We start from the raw sequence: 15,849 nt of genomic DNA, 5'->3' as shown, positions 1-15,849 counted from the left end.
TCCGGGCCTAGCGCGCCAGCCACCCGCCATCGACGTTGAGCACCGCTCCGCTGACGTAATCGGCGGCCGGCGTGCAGAGGAACGTGACCGCCCCCGCGATGTCGGACGGATCGCCCCAGCGCCCGGCGGGGATGCGGTCGAGGATCTCTCGCGAGCGCACCGGATCGTCGCGCAGCGCCGCGGTGTTGGCCGTCGCGACATAACCCGGCGCGACCGCGTTCACGTTGATGCCGCGTCCCGTCCATTCGTTGGCGAGCACCTTCGTCAGCCCCGCCACGCCGTGTTTCGCCGCGGTATAGGAGGGCACGCGAATCCCGCCCTGAAAGCTCAGGAGCGAGGCGATGTTGACGATCCGCCCCCGCGCGCCCCGCGCGATCGCCGCGCGTCCAAAGCCGCGGCAGAGCAGGAACACCGCCTTGAGGTTCACGTCCATCACCGCGTCCCAGTCGGCCTCGGAGAACTCCGCGCTGTCCTTGCGGCGGATGATGCCCGCATTGTTGACGAGGATGTCGAGATCGCCAGCCGCGCCGAGGCGCTCGGCCCCCGTCGCCGGGTCGGAGAGGTCGAGCCGGAACTCCTCCGCCCCGCCGCCTGCATCGGCGATGAGCGCGAGCGTCTCCGCGCAGGAGGACCGGCCCGCGGCCAGCACATGCGCCCCGGCCTCCGCGAGCCCCAGCGCGATCGCCTGTCCGATCCCGGTATTCGCGCCCGTGACGAGCGCCCGTCTGCCGTCGAGCCGGAACCTGTCCGCCATCGTCCCCTCCCCTTTCGCGTCCAACCGGACGAAACGCCCCCGGTTCCGTCCCGCTTCAGCCCTGCGGGCCCTGCGGCGCCATCTCGTCCCAGAAGGCGAAGATCGCGTCCACGTTCAGCGGCGACATCCAGCCGTGCCGCTCGAAATCGGCGCGCCTGCCCGCATCCCTGAGCGTGGAGAGGAAAAGCCTGCGGTCCGCGTCGCGCTGCGTGGGCGTCCGCGCGGCGGCGAGATCGCGCACCCGCGTGAGCCGTTCGACCCGTTCCGAACGCGGCGGCGGCGCCTCCGCGGTCCCGCCATCCTCCTCCCGGCCGAAGCCGTCGCGCAGTGCCGCGCCGAGATAGCGCACGGGACTCCGCACGCCCGATTGCCGCGCGACATAGGCGAGCCGGTCGGAGATCGCCTCCTCCCCGTGCTGCGCGATCCATTGCCGCGCCAGCCGGTCGCTCGCCCCGAGGTCGCGAAGCCGGGCATAGACGGGCCCTGCCCGCGCGGCCATCCCGTCGTCGATGTCGAGGATGGCGAGCTGCGGGTTCTCCTCGATGAGGAAGCGAATATCGGTGACCGCCCGCCCCCGCCTGCGCGTCTCGGGCGTGAGCACGATGTTGGAGCTGCGGCTGACCTCCTCCACCGCGGGCTTGATGATCTTGGCGTTGAGCTGCTTGAAGCTCTCGTAATAGGCGCTGTCGACCCCCATCAGCCGGCGGAAGAGGTCGAGCGGCCACCACCCCGTGCTCCCCGTCCGCACGAACCGGTAGCAATTCTCGTAGAGCGCCAGGGCATGGCCGGAGGTGAAGCGCTTCTGGATGTCGAGATTGATGAGCGCGAAGACCTTCGGGTCGTGCAGCTTCTCCGCCAGCGCGGGGGAATAGGCGTATTCGCAGATCCCGCCCTTGAGCTTGGCATAGGACAGGAGCGACGAGACCCCCCATTCCTGCCGCCCGCGCTCGTCGAGCATGTCCCATTCCGCCACGGTCTCGGCGAGGCCCCGGAGGCTCGCCTTCAGCGTGTCGAAATCGTTCGAGTTGTAGCCGATCATCAGGCAGAGCGTCCGCGCGTCGATCTCGTGCTTCGGCGCCGTGATGAGCGTATCGTAGGCATTGAGGAGCAGCACGTTCGAAAGCTTGCGCTGCAACAGCGTCAGCTTGCCGGAGACGTGGATCGCCGCCACGTTCTTCTTCACCGACGGCCGGCGCAACGCGCCCGTCAGCCGCTCGCGATCGAGTTCACCCATTTGCCCGCCCTCGTGCCGCCGGCCCTCTGCCGGGGCCATGCGGGGATCATGACCGAAAAGGCACCTTCGCGCTACCCCGTCCGGGGTACTTCAAGGCCGTCCCGTAAACGGGTTCTTCAGGCTTTTTCGGTCCCGGCGCGCCCCCGATAAGGAACCCGTTTCCGGGACGGAGGAGGCGCTCGGTCGCCTCTGATGAGGCATTGGAGTCCCGAACGACCGCTGGAGAGGGGATTTGTGCACGTTTCCCGCGAATCGGACCCTTTCATCCCGCATTCGGGTCCCGATTGCACCGCACACTGGTCCCGTCTATCCCGGATTTGGGTGCCGTAATCTCTTTAAACCATTGTTTCTCAACTACTATTCAGGATCAAACCTTCTAAAGACTCGATAGATCCTTCAACCGTCACGTTGCCTATCATGAAGGTTTCGTGGCGAAACCGAACGCTCAGGCACAGATTTCGACGGGAAAGGATTTCATTCGCCCCGATCACATGCTGCTATTATGGTGACAGGCAAGAAACTCGATAACATCAGCGAGGCAGTATGACATCATCAGGCAAGGCTCCCCTGCCCCCATATGCGAATATCGATCCGGGGCGGGCCGCGGCCAAGCTCGGCGCTCCCGTGGACACCGTGCGATTCGCCAAGGCGTCGGCTTTCGCCGCCAAGGGCCGCGAGGATCTCGCCCGCCGCGGCTATGCCCCGGACGGAGAGAAACGGCTCCGGCGGTTCTCGACCTGGGAGGTCTGCCGCTACCTGATCCCGGTCGCCCCCGCGCATTTCCGCCGCGTGCTCCGCGCCCATCCCGATCTGCCGCAAGGGACCGGCGAGGGCAACTCCAAGTGGTTCACCCTCTCCGACGTCCTGCGCCTGCGCGACCACTTCGCGACCGAAGGTGCCGCCGACCGGGAATACCGGCCCTGGCGTCCGGAGGGGTTGGCCGCAAAGGTCGTGGCCGTTGCCAACTTCAAGGGCGGCGTCGGCAAGACATCGACCTGCGCCCATCTCGCCATGTCGGCCGCGCTCGACGGCTACAAGGTGCTCGTCGTCGATCTCGACAGCCAGGGCTCCCTGACCTCGATCATGGGGGGCAAGGTGGCCGACGAATGGATGACCGCCTTCCCGCTCCTGGCCAAGGATTACGCCCGCGCCGTCGAGACCGAGAACCGGGTGCGAGAGGCCGGGGGTCAGCCGCCCCTGCCCCTCGACGAGACGCTCACCGCCGCCCGGAACATCGGCGCGCGGGACGTGATCCAGTCGACGCACTGGCCCAACATCGATCTCATCGGCGCGCAGCTCAATCTCTACTGGGCGGAGTTCCAGGTTCCCGTCTGGCGGATGGCCCTGCGGTCCTGGCCGCTATGGGATGCGCTGTCGAACGCGCTCGACGGCGAGGGTCTGCTGCAGGATTACGATCTGGTCTTTCTCGATACGCCGCCCGCGCTCGGCTATCTCACGATCAACGCCCTCGCCGCGTCCGACATCCTCCTCGTCCCGCTCGGCGCGAGCTTCCTTGAATTCGACTCGACGGGTCGGTTCTTCGACATGCTCTACTCGACCTTCGCCAGCATCGAGGACGGGGAGAACGCCGCCCGGCGGCGCGACAACCTGCCCGAGATGCGCTTCGAATGGGACGCGGTCCGCGCCATCATCACGCGGTTCGACGCCGGTCAGCAGACCGATCTCGCCAATGTCGTGCAAGCCTATTTCGGCGATCTTATGACCGCCTACCGACAGGAATACACGGCGATGATCGGTCAGGCCGGCGAGCAGGTGAACGGCATCTACGAGGCCGATTATCGGGAGTTTAACCGGGAGACCTATGTCCGCGGCCGCGAGACCTTCGACCGCACCTGGGCAGAGGTGAAGGAGGTCATCCTCGGCGCCTGGTGGCGCGACCTCCAGCTCGAGAAGGCCGAAGCGGAGGGCGCGACAAATGGCTAAGAGACGCAAGCTGGAAACCCCGGACCCGAACGATCTGGCGGATTTCGAGGCAAGGTTTCGCCGCGAAACCCGGACCGGTCCCGCCGCTCCGATCGGCGCGATGGCCGCCGATTCCGCCTCTGCCGCCGACCTGCGCACCCCCGATCAGCGCGCCGAGGCCGAACGCCACCGCGCCGGCGCCGAGGCCTTCGCGGACGCCAAGGGCCGCGGGCTGGTCCTGCAGGAGGTTCCGATCTCGGCCATCGACGACACCGTGCTCGTCCGCGACCGCTCGGTGATCGACGAGGGAGAGCTTCGCGAGCTGAGGGATTCGATCGGGCGGAACGGATTGCGACTGCCGATCGAGGTTTTCGAATTGCCCGATCCGCGGGGGGAGAAGATCTTCGGGCTGCTGTCGGGCTATCGCCGTCTCCTGGCGATCCGACAGCTCTTCGAGATGACGGAGCTGGAGAAGTTCGGGACCGTCAAGGCGATCCTCCGCGATCCGGAGGCGATGGGCGGACGCTTCGCGGCGATGGTCGAAGAGAACGAGGTCCGCTCGGGCCTCTCGCATTTCGAGCGGGGACGGATCGCGGTGATCGCGGCCGGGCAGGGGGGGTATCCGAATGTCGAGGCCGCGGTCGACGCGCTCTTCGCCTCGGCCTCCAAGGCGAAGCGATCGAAGATCCGGTCCTTCGCGGCGATCTTCGAGGATCTGGGCGACCTTCTCCACTTTCCCGAGACGATGACGGAGAAACAGGGCTTGCGCCTAGCCTCGGCTTTGAGGTCGGGGGCGGAACCGGCCTTGAGGGAGGCGCTCGCTAGCGTGCGTCCGGAGGGATTCGAGGACGAATGGGCCGCGATCGAGCCCGCGATCCGTGAGACCGAGGAGGCGGGTGCGCCGGACCGGTCGCGTGGAGGAAGGCCGTCGCGGCGTGCCGCTTCGCCGTCCGGGGGGCGGTCGCGGTCGCGGCTTTCGAGCGGGATCACCATCACTAAGAGCCGTGATGCCGGGGGGTTCACGCTGCGTCTCGAGGGCGGGGGGCTCGACGAGGCGCTGATCGAGAGCCTTATCGCGGAGATCGAGAGGATGCTGGAGAGGCCCTAGGTTTCGTGGCGAAACCCTTGTTTGGAAGGTTGGGGCAGATTAAATTGGTCTGGTCTGGTCTGGTCTGGTCTGGTCTGGTCTGGTCTGGTCTGGTCTGGTATCTAGGAGAGTGTTGTGACGAAGCAGGTCAACATATCGGAGGCGAAGGCGCAGCTTTCCGCGCTCATCGCCGGGATCGAGGCGTCCGACGAGCGGGTGATGATCTGCCGGAACGGCAAGGTCGTGGCGGAGCTGTCCCGGCCGCGCGCCGGGACGCTCGTGATCGGAGACTTGGCGTCGAAATATCGGGGCGCGGGCCCAGATATCCGCGGCACGGACGAGGATGTCCTCGCGGAGTGGGGCGAGGCGTGAATGGGGTCCGTCCTCCTCGACACCCATATCCTCCTGTGGCTGCGACGTGCGCCCGACAGGCTGTCCGAGCGGCAGATGGCGGCCCTGCGTGAGGCGGAGCTGCGGTTCGTAAGCGTCGCCAGCCTCTACGAGATCGCGCAGAAGGTTCGCATCGGAAAGCTCGACCTCGACGAAGCGGATGTGGCCGACCTGCCGGAGGCGGTGCCCCGTATCGGGCTGGAATGGCTCAATCTCGGGCCGCGTGAAACGCTTCGCGCGGCCGCCGTGACATGGCCGCACCGCGATCCGTTCGACAGGATGATCCTCGCCTCGGCGGAGGCGCGGGGGATGCCGCTCCTCAGTTCCGACGCGCGGTTCTCGGAGCCCGACATGCCCTTCGATGTCGAGATCCTCGATTGACGCGATGAGGCGGGCAGGGCGCGCAAACGTAGGGCGATCCGGCGGTTCGGCCAATACCCTTATGGTATCTCGCCCTGCCGCGTCCTTGCCGTGGATCAGGAAAACGGCTCGAATGTCTGAAGCTGCACCTCCGGAAAACATGCCCGGAGACGGCGTCATGTAGCAAGGCCACCGAATCGCGATGCCGATCTGGTGATGTAGTGCCGCGGAACGCGACGTCCGGTCGATGCGTTTCGTCTTGTCGAGAGTGCCGTGTCCCCGAAGCGCCGGCCCCAAAGATGGCGTGGGAGGGTCACCACGGGACCGGTCGGTCAGGTGCCCGGCCCGTGCAGAGTGACGGTACATCCTGGCGGGACGACAGCGGAGGATCAGTCGCGTGTACAGCTATTACGAGATTTCCGGGTTCAGCCCTTGCGAACCCAATGCGGGCCGCGACCTCGTGGAGGTGCCGGATCTGTCGAACGCGGCGCTCTTCCTCGATTTCGACGGGACGCTGGTCGAGACGGCGGACCACCCGGATGCGATCGAACTCGACGAGGGGCTCTGCGTCATGCTGCGGACGCTGCTCGATCGTACGGGGAAGGCGACGGCGATCGTGTCGGGCCGACGGCTTGAGGAACTCGAGCATCTGCTGCCGTGGTTCGACGGCACCCTCATCGGTTCGCACGGCGCGGAATCGCGCCGGAACGGCGCCTATGCGACGGTGCCAGAAACCGGGTCGGAAACGATCATGATGTTCAAGGACGTGGTCGGAAGCTGGGTGCAGCATCATCCTTCGGTCTTCTACGAGGAGAAGCCCGCATCGCTCGCGCTCCATTTCCGCCGTGCGCCCGAGCTTCATGCCGAATGCGGCCGGTTGCTCGATGCGCTGGCGCGCGATGCCGACGAGTACACCGTCCATCACGCCGACATGGCATTCGAGCTTCTGCCCGCGCGGGTCTCGAAACGGCAGGTAGTGGCCGATCTGATGGTGGAATGGGCGGGCCGCGTGCCGGTCGCCATCGGCAACGACGCGACCGACGAGGGGATGTTCCGCGGCGCGCAGGATCACGGCGGCTATGCCATCAAGGTGGGGGAGGGCGATACGGTCGCCGATCTCTGCCTTAACGACGTGAGCGACGTTCACCGGCTTCTGCGCGACTGGGTGACGGGGCCGGTCGCGATGACCCCATCACCGGCCTGAGGCGCGCGCTCAGGCGTCCTTCTCGATGCGGACCGGGATCGATTTCGACGCGGGCGTCTTCGATAGCTGGTCGTGGTGCTTGATCGAGATCAGCACGTTGCATTCCGGATAGTAGCCCGCGAGCGTCCCGCGCGGGATCTGGTAGGGAATGACCGCGAGCCCGCCCAGGCGGCGCGTCTCCTCGTCGCCGGCATCGGAGACGAGCGCCACACGGTCGCCCTTGACGTAGCCCGCCGCCGCCATGTCCTCCTCGTTCATGAGCACCACGTCGCGCGTCCCCTCGATGCCGCGGAACCGGTCGGAATAGCCGTAGATCGTGGTGTTGAACTGATCGTTGGAGCGCAGGGTGATGAGGCGGTAGCGCCCCTCCGCGTCCTCGAAGCTGATGGAATTGAGCTGATCGGGATCGGTGAAGACCGCCTTGCCGCTTTCCGTTTCCCAGATGCGCTTGTGGGCCGGGTTCTCCCGCCAGAAGCCGCCGGGCGTGAAGAGGCGGTTGTTGTACTCCGCGAAATCGTCGGGATAGGTCCGCTCGATCAGGTCGCGCACGAGCCCGTAATCGCCGGTCCACTCGTCCCAGCGGAGCTTGGGATTGTCGGGGATGAGCGCCTTTCCGAGCGCGCAGACGATGGCCATCTCGCTTTTGAGAAGCGGGGAGGGGGGTTTGCGGTGCCCGGTGGAGCCGTGGATCATCGAGAAGCTGTCCTCGATGGAGACGGCCTGCGGTCCGGTGGCCTGCTCGTCGATCTCCGCCCGGCCGAGGCAGGGCAGGATCCAGGCATGGCCCGCGGGAAAGAGATGCGAGCGGTTGAGCTTGGTGGAGACCATGACGGACATCTCCTGTCCGGCCCAGGCCTCCTCCATGCGCTTCTGCTCCGGCACGGCGCGCAGGAGATTGCCGCCGAGGCAGAGGAAGGCCTTGATCTTCTTTGTGAACAGACCTTCCACGGCATCGACGATGTGGGTCCCGTCCTCGAGCGGCGGGTCGAAGTCGAAGAGCGTCTTGAGCCGGTCGTTGGGGATGAGTTCGGCCTTCTCGGCGATGCCGACGGTGCGCTGGCCTTGTACGTTGGAATGGCCGCGCACGGGGCACATGCCGGCGCCGGGGCGGCCGATATTGCCCCGCAGCAGCATGAGGTTGACGAGCATCGCGATGTTGAGCGCGCCGCGCGAATGCTGCGTAAGGCCCATGCCGTAGACGCCGATCACCCGTTCGGAGGTCATGTAGACATCGGCCGCCTCGCGCAGCGCGCCCTCCGTCAGGCCCGCCTCCCGCGTGATGTCGGACCAGGACGTGTTGCGGCAGGTCTCGATGAAGGTGTCGAAGCCGGTCGTGTGCTCTTCGATGAAGGCCACGTCGAGGATGCGGGGGCGTCCCGCCTCCTGCGCCGCGTCGTCGGCCTCGATCACCGCCTTGCAGAGCCCCAGGATCGCCGCCACGTCGCCGCCCGCGCGAAGCTGGTGGTACTGGTCTGAGATGATCGTCTCCTTCCCCGTGGCCATCGCGACCGGGTCCTGCGGGCTGATGAAGGAGACGAGGCCCTGTTCGCGCAGGGGGTTGAAGGTGACGATCCGGACCCCGCGATCCTTGGCCTCCTTCAGCGGATGGAGGAAGCGGGGGGAGTTCGTGCCGGGGTTCTGGCCGAAGAAGAAGAAGCAGTCGGTCTTGGCGATGTCCTCCCAGATCACGGTGCCGACGGGCGAGCCGATCACCTCCTTCAGGCCCACGGAGGTCGTCTCGTGACACATGTTGGAGCTCTGCGGCAGGTTGTTGGTGCCGTAGAGCCGCGCGAGAAGGCCGTAGAGGTAGGACGCCTCGAGTGCTGCGTGACCGGAGGCGTAGAACACCACCTCCTCGGGCGAGAGGTTCTTCAGGATCGCGGCGATGCCGTCGATCGCCTCCTCCCAGCTCGTCTCGACGTAGCGGTCGCTTTCCGCGTCGAAGCGCAGGGGCGCGGTGAGCCGGCCCGTCATCTCGAGGTCGTGGTCGGACCAGTCGCGCAGCTCCGTGACGGTGTGGTCGTCCCAGAAGGCGGGCGTGCAACGGTGGGACGTGTTCTCCCACATCGTGTGCTTGGCGCCGTTCTCGCAGAACTCGAAGGCGCGGTAGTTCGGCGGCTTCGGCCAGGCGCAGGAGGAGCACATGAAGCCGCCGGGCTTGTTCTGCCGCCGCAGCGTGTCGAGAAAGCCCGCTTCGGGCCTGGACGTGCGCATGACCTGTTTCATGCCGCTGAGCGAGCCCCAGCCGCCTGCCGGGCCGGACTTCAGGGGTAGGTCGTCGATGTCGCTCATGGTGCCGCCCGCCTCTCAGGATGATCTGAACCAACGGACGACATTAAGCATGGTTCATTCAAGGCCCAAATGGGTCGCCGGGCGGTCAGGCCTCGACGAACCGGCGCACGAAGTCGGTGGCGGGCCGCAAGCGGATGTCGGCGGGGCGGCCGATCTGCTCGATGCGGCCCATCGACATGACGACGACGAGATCGGCGAGCGCCATCGCCTCCTCCTGGTCGTGGGTCACGAAGATCGTCGTGAGCCCGGTCTGGTCGTGGATGTCCCGCAAACCCTGGCGCAATTCCTTGCGGGCCTTCGCGTCGAGCGCGCCGAAGGGCTCGTCGAGCAGCATCATCCGCGGCTCGATCGCGAGCGCGCGGGCGAGCGCCACGCGCTGCCGCTGGCCGCCCGAGAGCTGGCTCGGGTAGCGCGATCCGATCCCGGGAAGCTGGATCAGCGCGAGCAGGCGGTCGACGCGGCGGGCGATCTCCGCGCGGTTCGGCCGCAGGGCGCGGGGCCGGGCGCGGAGCCCGTAGGCGATGTTCTCGAACACGGTCATGTGCCGGAAGAGCGCGTAGGACTGGAACACGAATCCCGCGCGCCGCTCCTGCACGCTCATGCCGGTGCTGTCGCGCCCGTCGAAGAGCACGCGCCCCGAGGTGGGAAATTCGAGCCCGCCCAGGAGCCGCAGGAGCGTGGTCTTGCCCGAGCCCGAGGGTCCGAGCAGCGCGACCAGCGCGCCTTCGGGGATGGAGAGCGAGACCGGGTGGAGGGCGCGGGTCGCCCCGAACTCCTTCGCGATCGCGTCGATTTCGATATGCATGGGCCTGCGATCCTTCAATGCTTGCGGATGGCCGAGAGCGCATCGGCGTGACGCAGCTCCAGCGCGGTCTTGATGGCGAGGATGAGGAGGGCGAGAAGCGCCAGGACCGCGGCCAGCGTGAAGGCCGCGACGGAGAGATACTCGTTGTAGAGCATCTCGATCGTGATGGGCATGGTGGCGGTCTGCCCGCGGATCTTTCCCGAGACGACGGCCACGGCGCCGAATTCGCCCATCGCGCGCGCGTTGCAAAGGAGCACGCCGTAAACAAGCGCCCATCGGATGTTCGGGAGCGTGACCGTCAGGAAGGTCCGCCAGCCCGATGCGCCAAGGGTCAGCGCGGCCTCCTCCTCCGCGCGGCCCTGCTCGATCATCACCGGCATCAGCTCCCGGGCGACGAAGGGGAAGGTGATGAAGAGCGTGGCGAGCACGATCCCCGGAAGCGCGAAGACGACCGGGTAGCCGGAGGCCACGAGCCAGCCGCCGAGCGTGGTGTTGGCGCCGAAGAGGAGCACGATGCAGAGGCCTGCCACGACCGGCGAGACCGAGAAGGGCAGGTCGATCAGCGTGAGGAGGAGCGACTTGCCCGCGAAGTCGAACTTGGTGACGGCCCAGGCCGCCGCGATCCCGAAGGCCGCGTTGAGGGGCACGGTGATCGCGGCGACGGTGAGGGTCAGGCGGATGGCCGACAGGGCATCGCGATTGCCGAGGCTCGCGAGTGCTGCGGCGATGCCGTCGCCGAGCGCCTCCGCGAAGACCGCCCAGAGCGGCGCGAACAGGAGGAGGCTCAGGAGCGTCAGCACGATCCCTATGAGCGTCCGGCGCACCCAGGCGGGCTCCGTCGTCGGGGAGATGCATGTGCGCGTGCGGGGCGGGGGCGGGCGGTTCTCGTGGCGGGTGAAGACCGGATCGGCGCTGATCATTGTGCGACACTCGACGGAAGGCGGTGGCCCTGGGCGCAACCCGTGGGCCGTGACCCCCCGGGGTTCGACCATGGGCGCAGGAGGAGCACGATCGCGCCCACCGTCCTGAGATTGCCGCCGACGAGGAAGCCGCCGAGGGCCGCGAGCGCGCCACCGCCCGTCAGGACGGCGGTCAGCGCGCCCGCGCCGGCACAGGCGATCGACACGAGAACGAGCGTCACGCAGGCGCCGCCGGGCGCGGTGCGGTCGTGTGCGGAAGCGAAATCAGACATATCCGATCCTCCGTCGGCTCCAGATCTGGACGAGATTGATGACGAGCAGCAGGGTGAAGGAGAGGACGAGCATCGCGATGCCGATCGCGGTGGCGCCGTCGTAATTGAACTCCTCGAGCTGGATGACGATGAGGAGCGGGGCGATCTCCGTCTTCATGGGGATGTTGCCCGCGATGAAGATCACCGATCCGTATTCGCCGACCGCGCGGGCGAGCGACAGCGCGAAGCCCGTCAGCGCGGCCGGCATGATCACGGGCAGCACGACGCGGGTGATCGTGCGCCAGCGAGAGGCGCCGAGCGTGGCCGAGGCCTCCTCGACCTCGCGGTCCATGTCCTCCAGCACCGGCTGGACGCTGCGCACGACGAAGGGCAGGCCCACGAAGACGAGCGCGAGGAAGATGCCCCACTGGGAATAGGCGATGCGCCAGCCGATCTCGGCCGCGAGCGCGCCGAAGAGGCCGTTCGGGGCGTAGAGTGCGGTGAGCGCGATCCCCGCCACGGCCGTGGGCAGCGCGAAGGGCAGGTCGACCGCGGCGTCGAGAAGACGCCGTCCTGCAAAGCGGTAGCGCACGAGCACCCAGGCGAGCAGGATGCCGAAGGCGAGGTTGAAGAGCGCCGCGAGGGCCGAGAGGCGGAACGACAGGAGAAGCGCCTGCCAGACGCGGGGGCGGTTCACGACCTCCCAGAGGTTTGTCGCGCCGAAGCTCGCGCCCTTCCAGAGGAGCGCGCCCACGGGCAGGAGCACGACGAGCGAGAGCATCGTGACCGTCACGCCCATCGACAGGCCGAAGCCCGGCATGGGCGAGCGCCGCGGGAGGAAGAGCGCCCTCATTGCCCGACGTAGATCTGGTCGAAGATGCCGCCCTGTCCGAAATGGCGCGGCTGCACCTCGGCCCAGCCGCCCATCTCCTCGATACCGACGAGATCGAGATCGGGCAGGCGGGCGACGTCCTCGGGATCGGCCGCGGAGCTGTCCCAACCGCGGTAGAAATGCTTGAACGCGAGCGCCTGCGCCTCGGGGGAGTAGAGATGCTCCAGATAGGCGGTGGCGAGCGCGCGTTCCTCGTCGTCGGCGATATTGGCCTCGAGGAGCGCCACGGGCGGCTCCGCGCGCATCGAAACGGAGGGGACGACGATGTCGAACTGGTCCTCGCCCATCTGTTCCAGGGCGAGATAGGCCTCGTTCTCCCAAGCGAGGAGGACGTCGCCGATGCCGCGCTGCGCGAAGGTGGTGGTGGCCCCGCGCGCGCCCGAATCGAGGACGGGGACGTGGCGGTAGAGCTCGCGCACGAAGCCCTCCGGGTCGCGGTCGTCCTTCTCCGCCCAGGCCCAGGCGGCGAGGTAGTTCCAGCGCGCCCCGCCCGAGGTCTTGGGGTTGGGGGTGATCACCTCGACGCCGTCGCCGACGATGTCGTCCCAATCCTCGATCCCCTCGGGATTGCCCTCGCGCACGAGGAACACGATCGTCGAGGTGTAGGGCGCGGCATTGTGGGGCAGGGCGGATTGCCAATCGGCGGGCAGCTTTCCCGCCGTCGCGATCTGGTCGATGTCGGAGGCGAGCGCGAGCGTCACCACCTGCGCGTCCAGCCCGTCGATCACCGCGCGGGCCTGCGCGCCCGATCCGCCGTGGCTCGTTTCGAGCGTCGGCGCCTCGTGGCCCTCGGCCTCCCACCATGCGGCGAAGGCGGCGTCGTAGTCGCGGTAGAATTCCCGCGTCGGGTCGTAGCTGACGTTGAGGAGCGTCTCGGCCCTGAGGTCCGTGGCCGCGCCGAGGGCGATGGCGCTCGCCATGAGCGTCGTGAGCGCGAGGGGCCGCAAACCGGAGGCGGTCGGCGGGAGAGGGGCGGAACGGGGAGGGCGCCCGGAGAGCGGGTCGACGATCTGGATCGCGGTGGACATGGTATGGCATCCTTCCGTTGGCAGGCGGTGCTTACGACATAATCTTGATAGTTCTTATCGTGATTAAGCAAGAACAAAATCACGGTAGGAAATATCGTGATTTATAGGAGGACGGGCGCAGCCGTTGTGTGGGCCGAAAACCAGTTGCGGCAATAGGTTAGATCAGGCTTCGGCCCCGGGTGCGACGAGCGGTATCATCTCGCCCGCCGCGTCGCCCCGCAGGAGATCCGCGAGCGTCAGCGATTCGATCATCACCAGATAGGTCCAGAAGAGCTCGGAGAAGGACCTGCGGATCCGGCAGGTCGCCTCGTCGGTGCAATCCTCGCAGCGCTGGTAGGCGATGCGCGACAGGCAGGGCAGGGGGGCGATCGGCCCGTCGATCAGCCGCATGAGGTTCGGGATCGAGATCTGCGCAGGCTCCTTGATCAGGATGTAGCCGCCGGAGCGTCCGCGGATCGAGCCGACGATCCCGGCGCGCTTTACCTCCAGGAGGATGTGTTCGAGAAACCGCTTCGGCGCGCCGGACCGCGTCGCGATCTCCTCGATCCGCATCGCCCGTCCCCCGGCGGCCTTCTCGTCTCCGAGCACCATCACCGCCTTCAGGGCGTACTTCATCTTCTGCGTGATCATGGAGGAAGCGTAGCAGGGGGATCGGGCAAAGGCGATACGTCAGCGCCCCCCACCGCGCCGCCGGGGTGTCAGCACTCCGGCAGGTTGACCGCGATGCCGCCCGTCGAGGTTTCCTTGTACTTCACATTCATGTCGCGCCCGGTCTCGAGCATGACCTTGATGCAATTGTCGAGCGGCATGAAATGCGTGCCGTCGCCCCGAAGCGCCAGCGCCGCGGCGGAGACGGCCTTGATGGCGCCGAGCGCGTTCCTCTCGATGCAGGGCACCTGAACGAGGCCCGCGGCCGGATCGCAGGTCATGCCGAGATGGTGTTCCAGCGCGATCTCCGCGGCGTTCTCGATCTGCTCGTTGGTGCCGCCCTGGATGGCGCAGAGACCGGCCGCGGCCATCGCCGAGGCGCTGCCGACCTCGCCTTGGCAGCCCACCTCCGCGCCCGAGATCGAGGCGTTCGACTTGAGGATGCCGCCGATCGCGGCCGCGGTCAGCAGGAAGTCGCGCCGCTTGTCGTCGGTGAGCCCGCCGCATTGATCGCGCCAGTAGCGCAGCACCGCCGGGACGGTGCCCGCCGCGCCGTTCGTGGGGGCGGTCACGACCTTGCCGCCGGCCGCGTTCTCCTCGTTGACGGCCATGGCGTAAAGACCCAGCCATTCGTTGCCCGCGTGGGGCAGCTTCTGGTTGCTGAATTCCTCCGCCCGCAGCTTCTCGTGGATGTCCTTGGCACGGCGGCGGACCTTGAGCCCGCCGGGCAGGATGCCGCCCTCGTTGAGCCCGCGGTCGATGCAGGCATCCATCGCGCCCGAAATGCGGTCGAGGCCTTCGTCGATCTCTTCGCGGGATTTCTGCGCCGCCTCGTTCGCGCGCTTCATCTCCGCGATCGAGAGGCCCGAGGTGCGGCCCATGGCCAGCATCTCGCGCGCCGTGGCGAAGGGGTAGGGGATCCGGGGATCGGGACCGGACCGGTCGCCCTCCCGCGCGCGATCGATGCGCAGCTCCTCCTCCGTCCGCACGAAGCCGCCGCCGACGGAATAGTAAGTGCGGGTGAGCGCCGGGGCGCCGCGCCCGTCGAAGGCGCGGATGACGAGGCCGTTCGCGTGGAGCGGCAGGGCCGGGCCGTAATCGAAGGTGAGATCGCTCGCCGGATCGAAGGTCAGGGCCGGCAGGCCTTCAGGTTCGAGCCTGTGCGTCTCGTGCAGCCGCGCCAGCGCCGCCTCTGCCTCGTCGGGATCGAGCGTCGCGGGATCGAAGCCCAGAAGCCCCAGCATCACCGCGCGGTCGGTCGCGTGGCCTTTGCCGGTGAAGGCGAGCGAGCCGTGGAGCGAGACCTTGATCGCCGCCGCCGCCCCTGCGCCGGGAATGAATTCCGCGCCACCGCGAAGATCGGCGAGGAAACGTTCGGCGGCGACCATCGGCCCCATCGTGTGCGAGGAGGAGGGGCCGATGCCGAGCTTGAAGAGCTCGAAGACGGAGACGAACATGGGCAGACCTCTCTTGCGGGGGGCATCTCCCCGATGGTGGGGGCGCGGAGCGCGGGCCGCAACCCTCAGAGACCGGCGCGCAGCTCCTCGATCCCGGTCTCCACGAGGGCCAGCGCATGGGGCGCGAAGGAGCGCCAGATGTCGAGGCGGAAGCTGTCCTCCGCCTCCCGCCAGAGGATCACGCTCGCCCCGTCGAAGACCGTGCGGACGGCGCGTCCGGTGACGAGCGCGCGCAGGTCGCGCGGGCAGCCCATCGCGACGATCTGGGCGGCGCCGGGCCCCGAGATGCGGTAGCAGAGCTCCCGGTCGGAGATGTCGGCGAGCGCATGGGGCGCGTCATGCCGGATCTCCGCCATGCGCGCCTTCAGGCCCGCGCCCTGATCCTCCGGCAGCGTGAGGAGCCATTCGTCGGGGCCGAGGCAGACCGCGCGGCGTGCGTCGTTCTCGGCGATGTCGCCGATCCGGCGCGGTACGCCGACCCAGAGCGCCTCCGAGATCCGGTCGAGATGATGCGCGCGGGCGCGGAGCGAGAAGCGCGCCTCAGGCGGCAGCGGTTCGACGCGCGCGGCGGTCGGGCGGGTTTCCGTGTCGGTGTTCATCGCTG

16 protein-coding genes are annotated in these 15,849 nt (G+C 67.8%); 5 read left to right on the top strand and 11 right to left on the bottom strand.

The genetic code is table 11. From position 1 onward, the window contains the following. Nucleotides 1-7 precede the first annotated feature (7 nt). Nucleotides 8-754 carry a 2-dehydro-3-deoxy-D-gluconate 5-dehydrogenase KduD gene (gene kduD, locus LX81_RS14160; RefSeq protein WP_111537973.1) on the bottom strand — a complete coding sequence of 249 codons (747 nt, stop codon included), beginning with the start codon at nucleotides 752-754 and terminating at the stop codon, nucleotides 8-10. A 55-nt stretch (nucleotides 755-809) separates the two neighbouring features. Then, on the bottom strand, nucleotides 810-2,027 hold the full coding sequence (locus LX81_RS14155) for a replication initiation protein (protein WP_234822620.1): 1,218 nt from the start codon (nucleotides 2,025-2,027) through the stop codon (nucleotides 810-812). A gap of 504 nt (nucleotides 2,028-2,531) precedes the next feature. Between LX81_RS14155 and LX81_RS14150 the strand changes: the two genes are divergently transcribed. The 5 genes from LX81_RS14150 to otsB all read left to right on the top strand — a co-directional run bounded on the left by LX81_RS14150 (nucleotide 2,532) and on the right by otsB (nucleotide 6,952). Next, nucleotides 2,532-3,932, top strand: a complete 1,401-nt coding sequence (locus LX81_RS14150; protein ID WP_111537971.1) for an AAA family ATPase — start codon at nucleotides 2,532-2,534, stop codon at nucleotides 3,930-3,932. Continuing rightward, on the top strand, nucleotides 3,925-5,019 hold the full coding sequence (locus tag LX81_RS14145) for a ParB N-terminal domain-containing protein (protein ID WP_111537970.1): 1,095 nt from the start codon (nucleotides 3,925-3,927) through the stop codon (nucleotides 5,017-5,019). Before LX81_RS14150 ends, LX81_RS14145 begins: the two co-directional genes overlap by 8 nt. Before the next feature lie 114 nt (nucleotides 5,020-5,133). Then, complete coding sequence (locus LX81_RS14140; RefSeq protein ID WP_170133950.1) at nucleotides 5,134-5,370, top strand: type II toxin-antitoxin system Phd/YefM family antitoxin; 237 nt, start codon at nucleotides 5,134-5,136, stop codon at nucleotides 5,368-5,370. Then, the gene (locus LX81_RS14135) at nucleotides 5,371-5,769 is read left to right on the top strand and encodes a type II toxin-antitoxin system VapC family toxin (protein ID WP_111537969.1); all 399 of its coding nucleotides are present in this window, start codon (nucleotides 5,371-5,373) and stop codon (nucleotides 5,767-5,769) included. A gap of 376 nt (nucleotides 5,770-6,145) precedes the next feature. Continuing rightward, complete coding sequence (gene otsB, locus LX81_RS14130; RefSeq protein WP_170133949.1) at nucleotides 6,146-6,952, top strand: trehalose-phosphatase; 807 nt, start codon at nucleotides 6,146-6,148, stop codon at nucleotides 6,950-6,952. Between the two features lie 9 nt (nucleotides 6,953-6,961). Here otsB and LX81_RS14125 read toward each other — a convergent pair whose 3' ends face one another. From LX81_RS14125 to LX81_RS14085, 9 genes are all read right to left on the bottom strand, one after another. Beyond that, nucleotides 6,962-9,244: an FdhF/YdeP family oxidoreductase gene (locus LX81_RS14125; protein WP_111537967.1), complete on the bottom strand. Its 2,283-nt coding sequence runs from the start codon at nucleotides 9,242-9,244 to the stop codon at nucleotides 6,962-6,964. Nucleotides 9,245-9,329: 85 nt separating this feature from the next. Next, complete coding sequence (locus LX81_RS14120; protein ID WP_111537966.1) at nucleotides 9,330-10,049, bottom strand: sulfate/molybdate ABC transporter ATP-binding protein; 720 nt, start codon at nucleotides 10,047-10,049, stop codon at nucleotides 9,330-9,332. A gap of 14 nt (nucleotides 10,050-10,063) precedes the next feature. Further along, entirely contained in the window at nucleotides 10,064-10,969 is a 906-nt protein-coding gene (gene cysW / locus LX81_RS14115; RefSeq protein WP_111537965.1) for a sulfate ABC transporter permease subunit CysW, read from the bottom strand. After that, entirely contained in the window at nucleotides 10,966-11,241 is a 276-nt protein-coding gene (locus LX81_RS14110; protein WP_111537964.1) for a hypothetical protein, read from the bottom strand. The genes cysW and LX81_RS14110 overlap by 4 nt, the downstream gene beginning before the upstream one ends. Next, nucleotides 11,234-12,073, bottom strand: a complete 840-nt coding sequence (gene cysT, locus LX81_RS14105; RefSeq protein ID WP_111537963.1) for a sulfate ABC transporter permease subunit CysT — start codon at nucleotides 12,071-12,073, stop codon at nucleotides 11,234-11,236. Before cysT ends, LX81_RS14110 begins: the two co-directional genes overlap by 8 nt. Continuing rightward, nucleotides 12,070-13,032 carry a sulfate ABC transporter substrate-binding protein gene (locus LX81_RS14100; RefSeq protein WP_111537992.1) on the bottom strand — a complete coding sequence of 321 codons (963 nt, stop codon included), beginning with the start codon at nucleotides 13,030-13,032 and terminating at the stop codon, nucleotides 12,070-12,072. The genes cysT and LX81_RS14100 overlap by 4 nt, the downstream gene beginning before the upstream one ends. 270 nt (nucleotides 13,033-13,302) lie before the next feature. Beyond that, on the bottom strand, nucleotides 13,303-13,770 hold the full coding sequence (locus LX81_RS14095; RefSeq protein ID WP_111537962.1) for an RrF2 family transcriptional regulator: 468 nt from the start codon (nucleotides 13,768-13,770) through the stop codon (nucleotides 13,303-13,305). 68 nt (nucleotides 13,771-13,838) lie between these two features. Continuing rightward, on the bottom strand, nucleotides 13,839-15,245 hold the full coding sequence (locus LX81_RS14090) for an L-serine ammonia-lyase (RefSeq protein WP_111537961.1): 1,407 nt from the start codon (nucleotides 15,243-15,245) through the stop codon (nucleotides 13,839-13,841). Between the two features lie 65 nt (nucleotides 15,246-15,310). Next, on the bottom strand, nucleotides 15,311-15,844 hold the full coding sequence (locus LX81_RS14085; protein WP_111537960.1) for a sarcosine oxidase subunit gamma: 534 nt from the start codon (nucleotides 15,842-15,844) through the stop codon (nucleotides 15,311-15,313). Between the last annotated feature and the right edge of the window lie 5 nt (nucleotides 15,845-15,849).

The organism is Palleronia aestuarii (assembly GCF_003253995.1).
In the GTDB taxonomy this organism is placed as follows: domain Bacteria; phylum Pseudomonadota; class Alphaproteobacteria; order Rhodobacterales; family Rhodobacteraceae; genus Palleronia; species Palleronia aestuarii.
The sequence above is the reverse complement of the archived record's forward strand: the minus strand, read 5'-3'. Positions and strand labels throughout refer to the sequence as shown.

What these genes read in the sequence shown, in the direction of transcription:
- kduD (WP_111537973.1), bottom strand. Translation starts at nt 754, where the DNA reads ATGGCGGACAGGTTCCGGCTCGACGGCAGACGGGCGCTCGTCACGGGC.
- LX81_RS14155 (WP_234822620.1), bottom strand. Translation starts at nt 2,027, where the DNA reads ATGGCCCCGGCAGAGGGCCGGCGGCACGAGGGCGGGCAAATGGGTGAA.
- LX81_RS14150 (WP_111537971.1), top strand. Translation starts at nt 2,532, where the DNA reads ATGACATCATCAGGCAAGGCTCCCCTGCCCCCATATGCGAATATCGAT.
- LX81_RS14145 (WP_111537970.1), top strand. Translation starts at nt 3,925, where the DNA reads ATGGCTAAGAGACGCAAGCTGGAAACCCCGGACCCGAACGATCTGGCG.
- LX81_RS14135 (WP_111537969.1), top strand. Translation starts at nt 5,371, where the DNA reads ATGGGGTCCGTCCTCCTCGACACCCATATCCTCCTGTGGCTGCGACGT.
- LX81_RS14125 (WP_111537967.1), bottom strand. Translation starts at nt 9,244, where the DNA reads ATGAGCGACATCGACGACCTACCCCTGAAGTCCGGCCCGGCAGGCGGC.
- LX81_RS14120 (WP_111537966.1), bottom strand. Translation starts at nt 10,049, where the DNA reads ATGCATATCGAAATCGACGCGATCGCGAAGGAGTTCGGGGCGACCCGC.
- cysW (WP_111537965.1), bottom strand. Translation starts at nt 10,969, where the DNA reads ATGATCAGCGCCGATCCGGTCTTCACCCGCCACGAGAACCGCCCGCCC.
- LX81_RS14110 (WP_111537964.1), bottom strand. Translation starts at nt 11,241, where the DNA reads ATGTCTGATTTCGCTTCCGCACACGACCGCACCGCGCCCGGCGGCGCC.
- cysT (WP_111537963.1), bottom strand. Translation starts at nt 12,073, where the DNA reads ATGAGGGCGCTCTTCCTCCCGCGGCGCTCGCCCATGCCGGGCTTCGGC.
- LX81_RS14100 (WP_111537992.1), bottom strand. Translation starts at nt 13,032, where the DNA reads ATGGCGAGCGCCATCGCCCTCGGCGCGGCCACGGACCTCAGGGCCGAG.
- LX81_RS14095 (WP_111537962.1), bottom strand. Translation starts at nt 13,770, where the DNA reads ATGATCACGCAGAAGATGAAGTACGCCCTGAAGGCGGTGATGGTGCTC.
- LX81_RS14090 (WP_111537961.1), bottom strand. Translation starts at nt 15,245, where the DNA reads ATGTTCGTCTCCGTCTTCGAGCTCTTCAAGCTCGGCATCGGCCCCTCC.
- LX81_RS14085 (WP_111537960.1), bottom strand. Translation starts at nt 15,844, where the DNA reads ATGAACACCGACACGGAAACCCGCCCGACCGCCGCGCGCGTCGAACCG.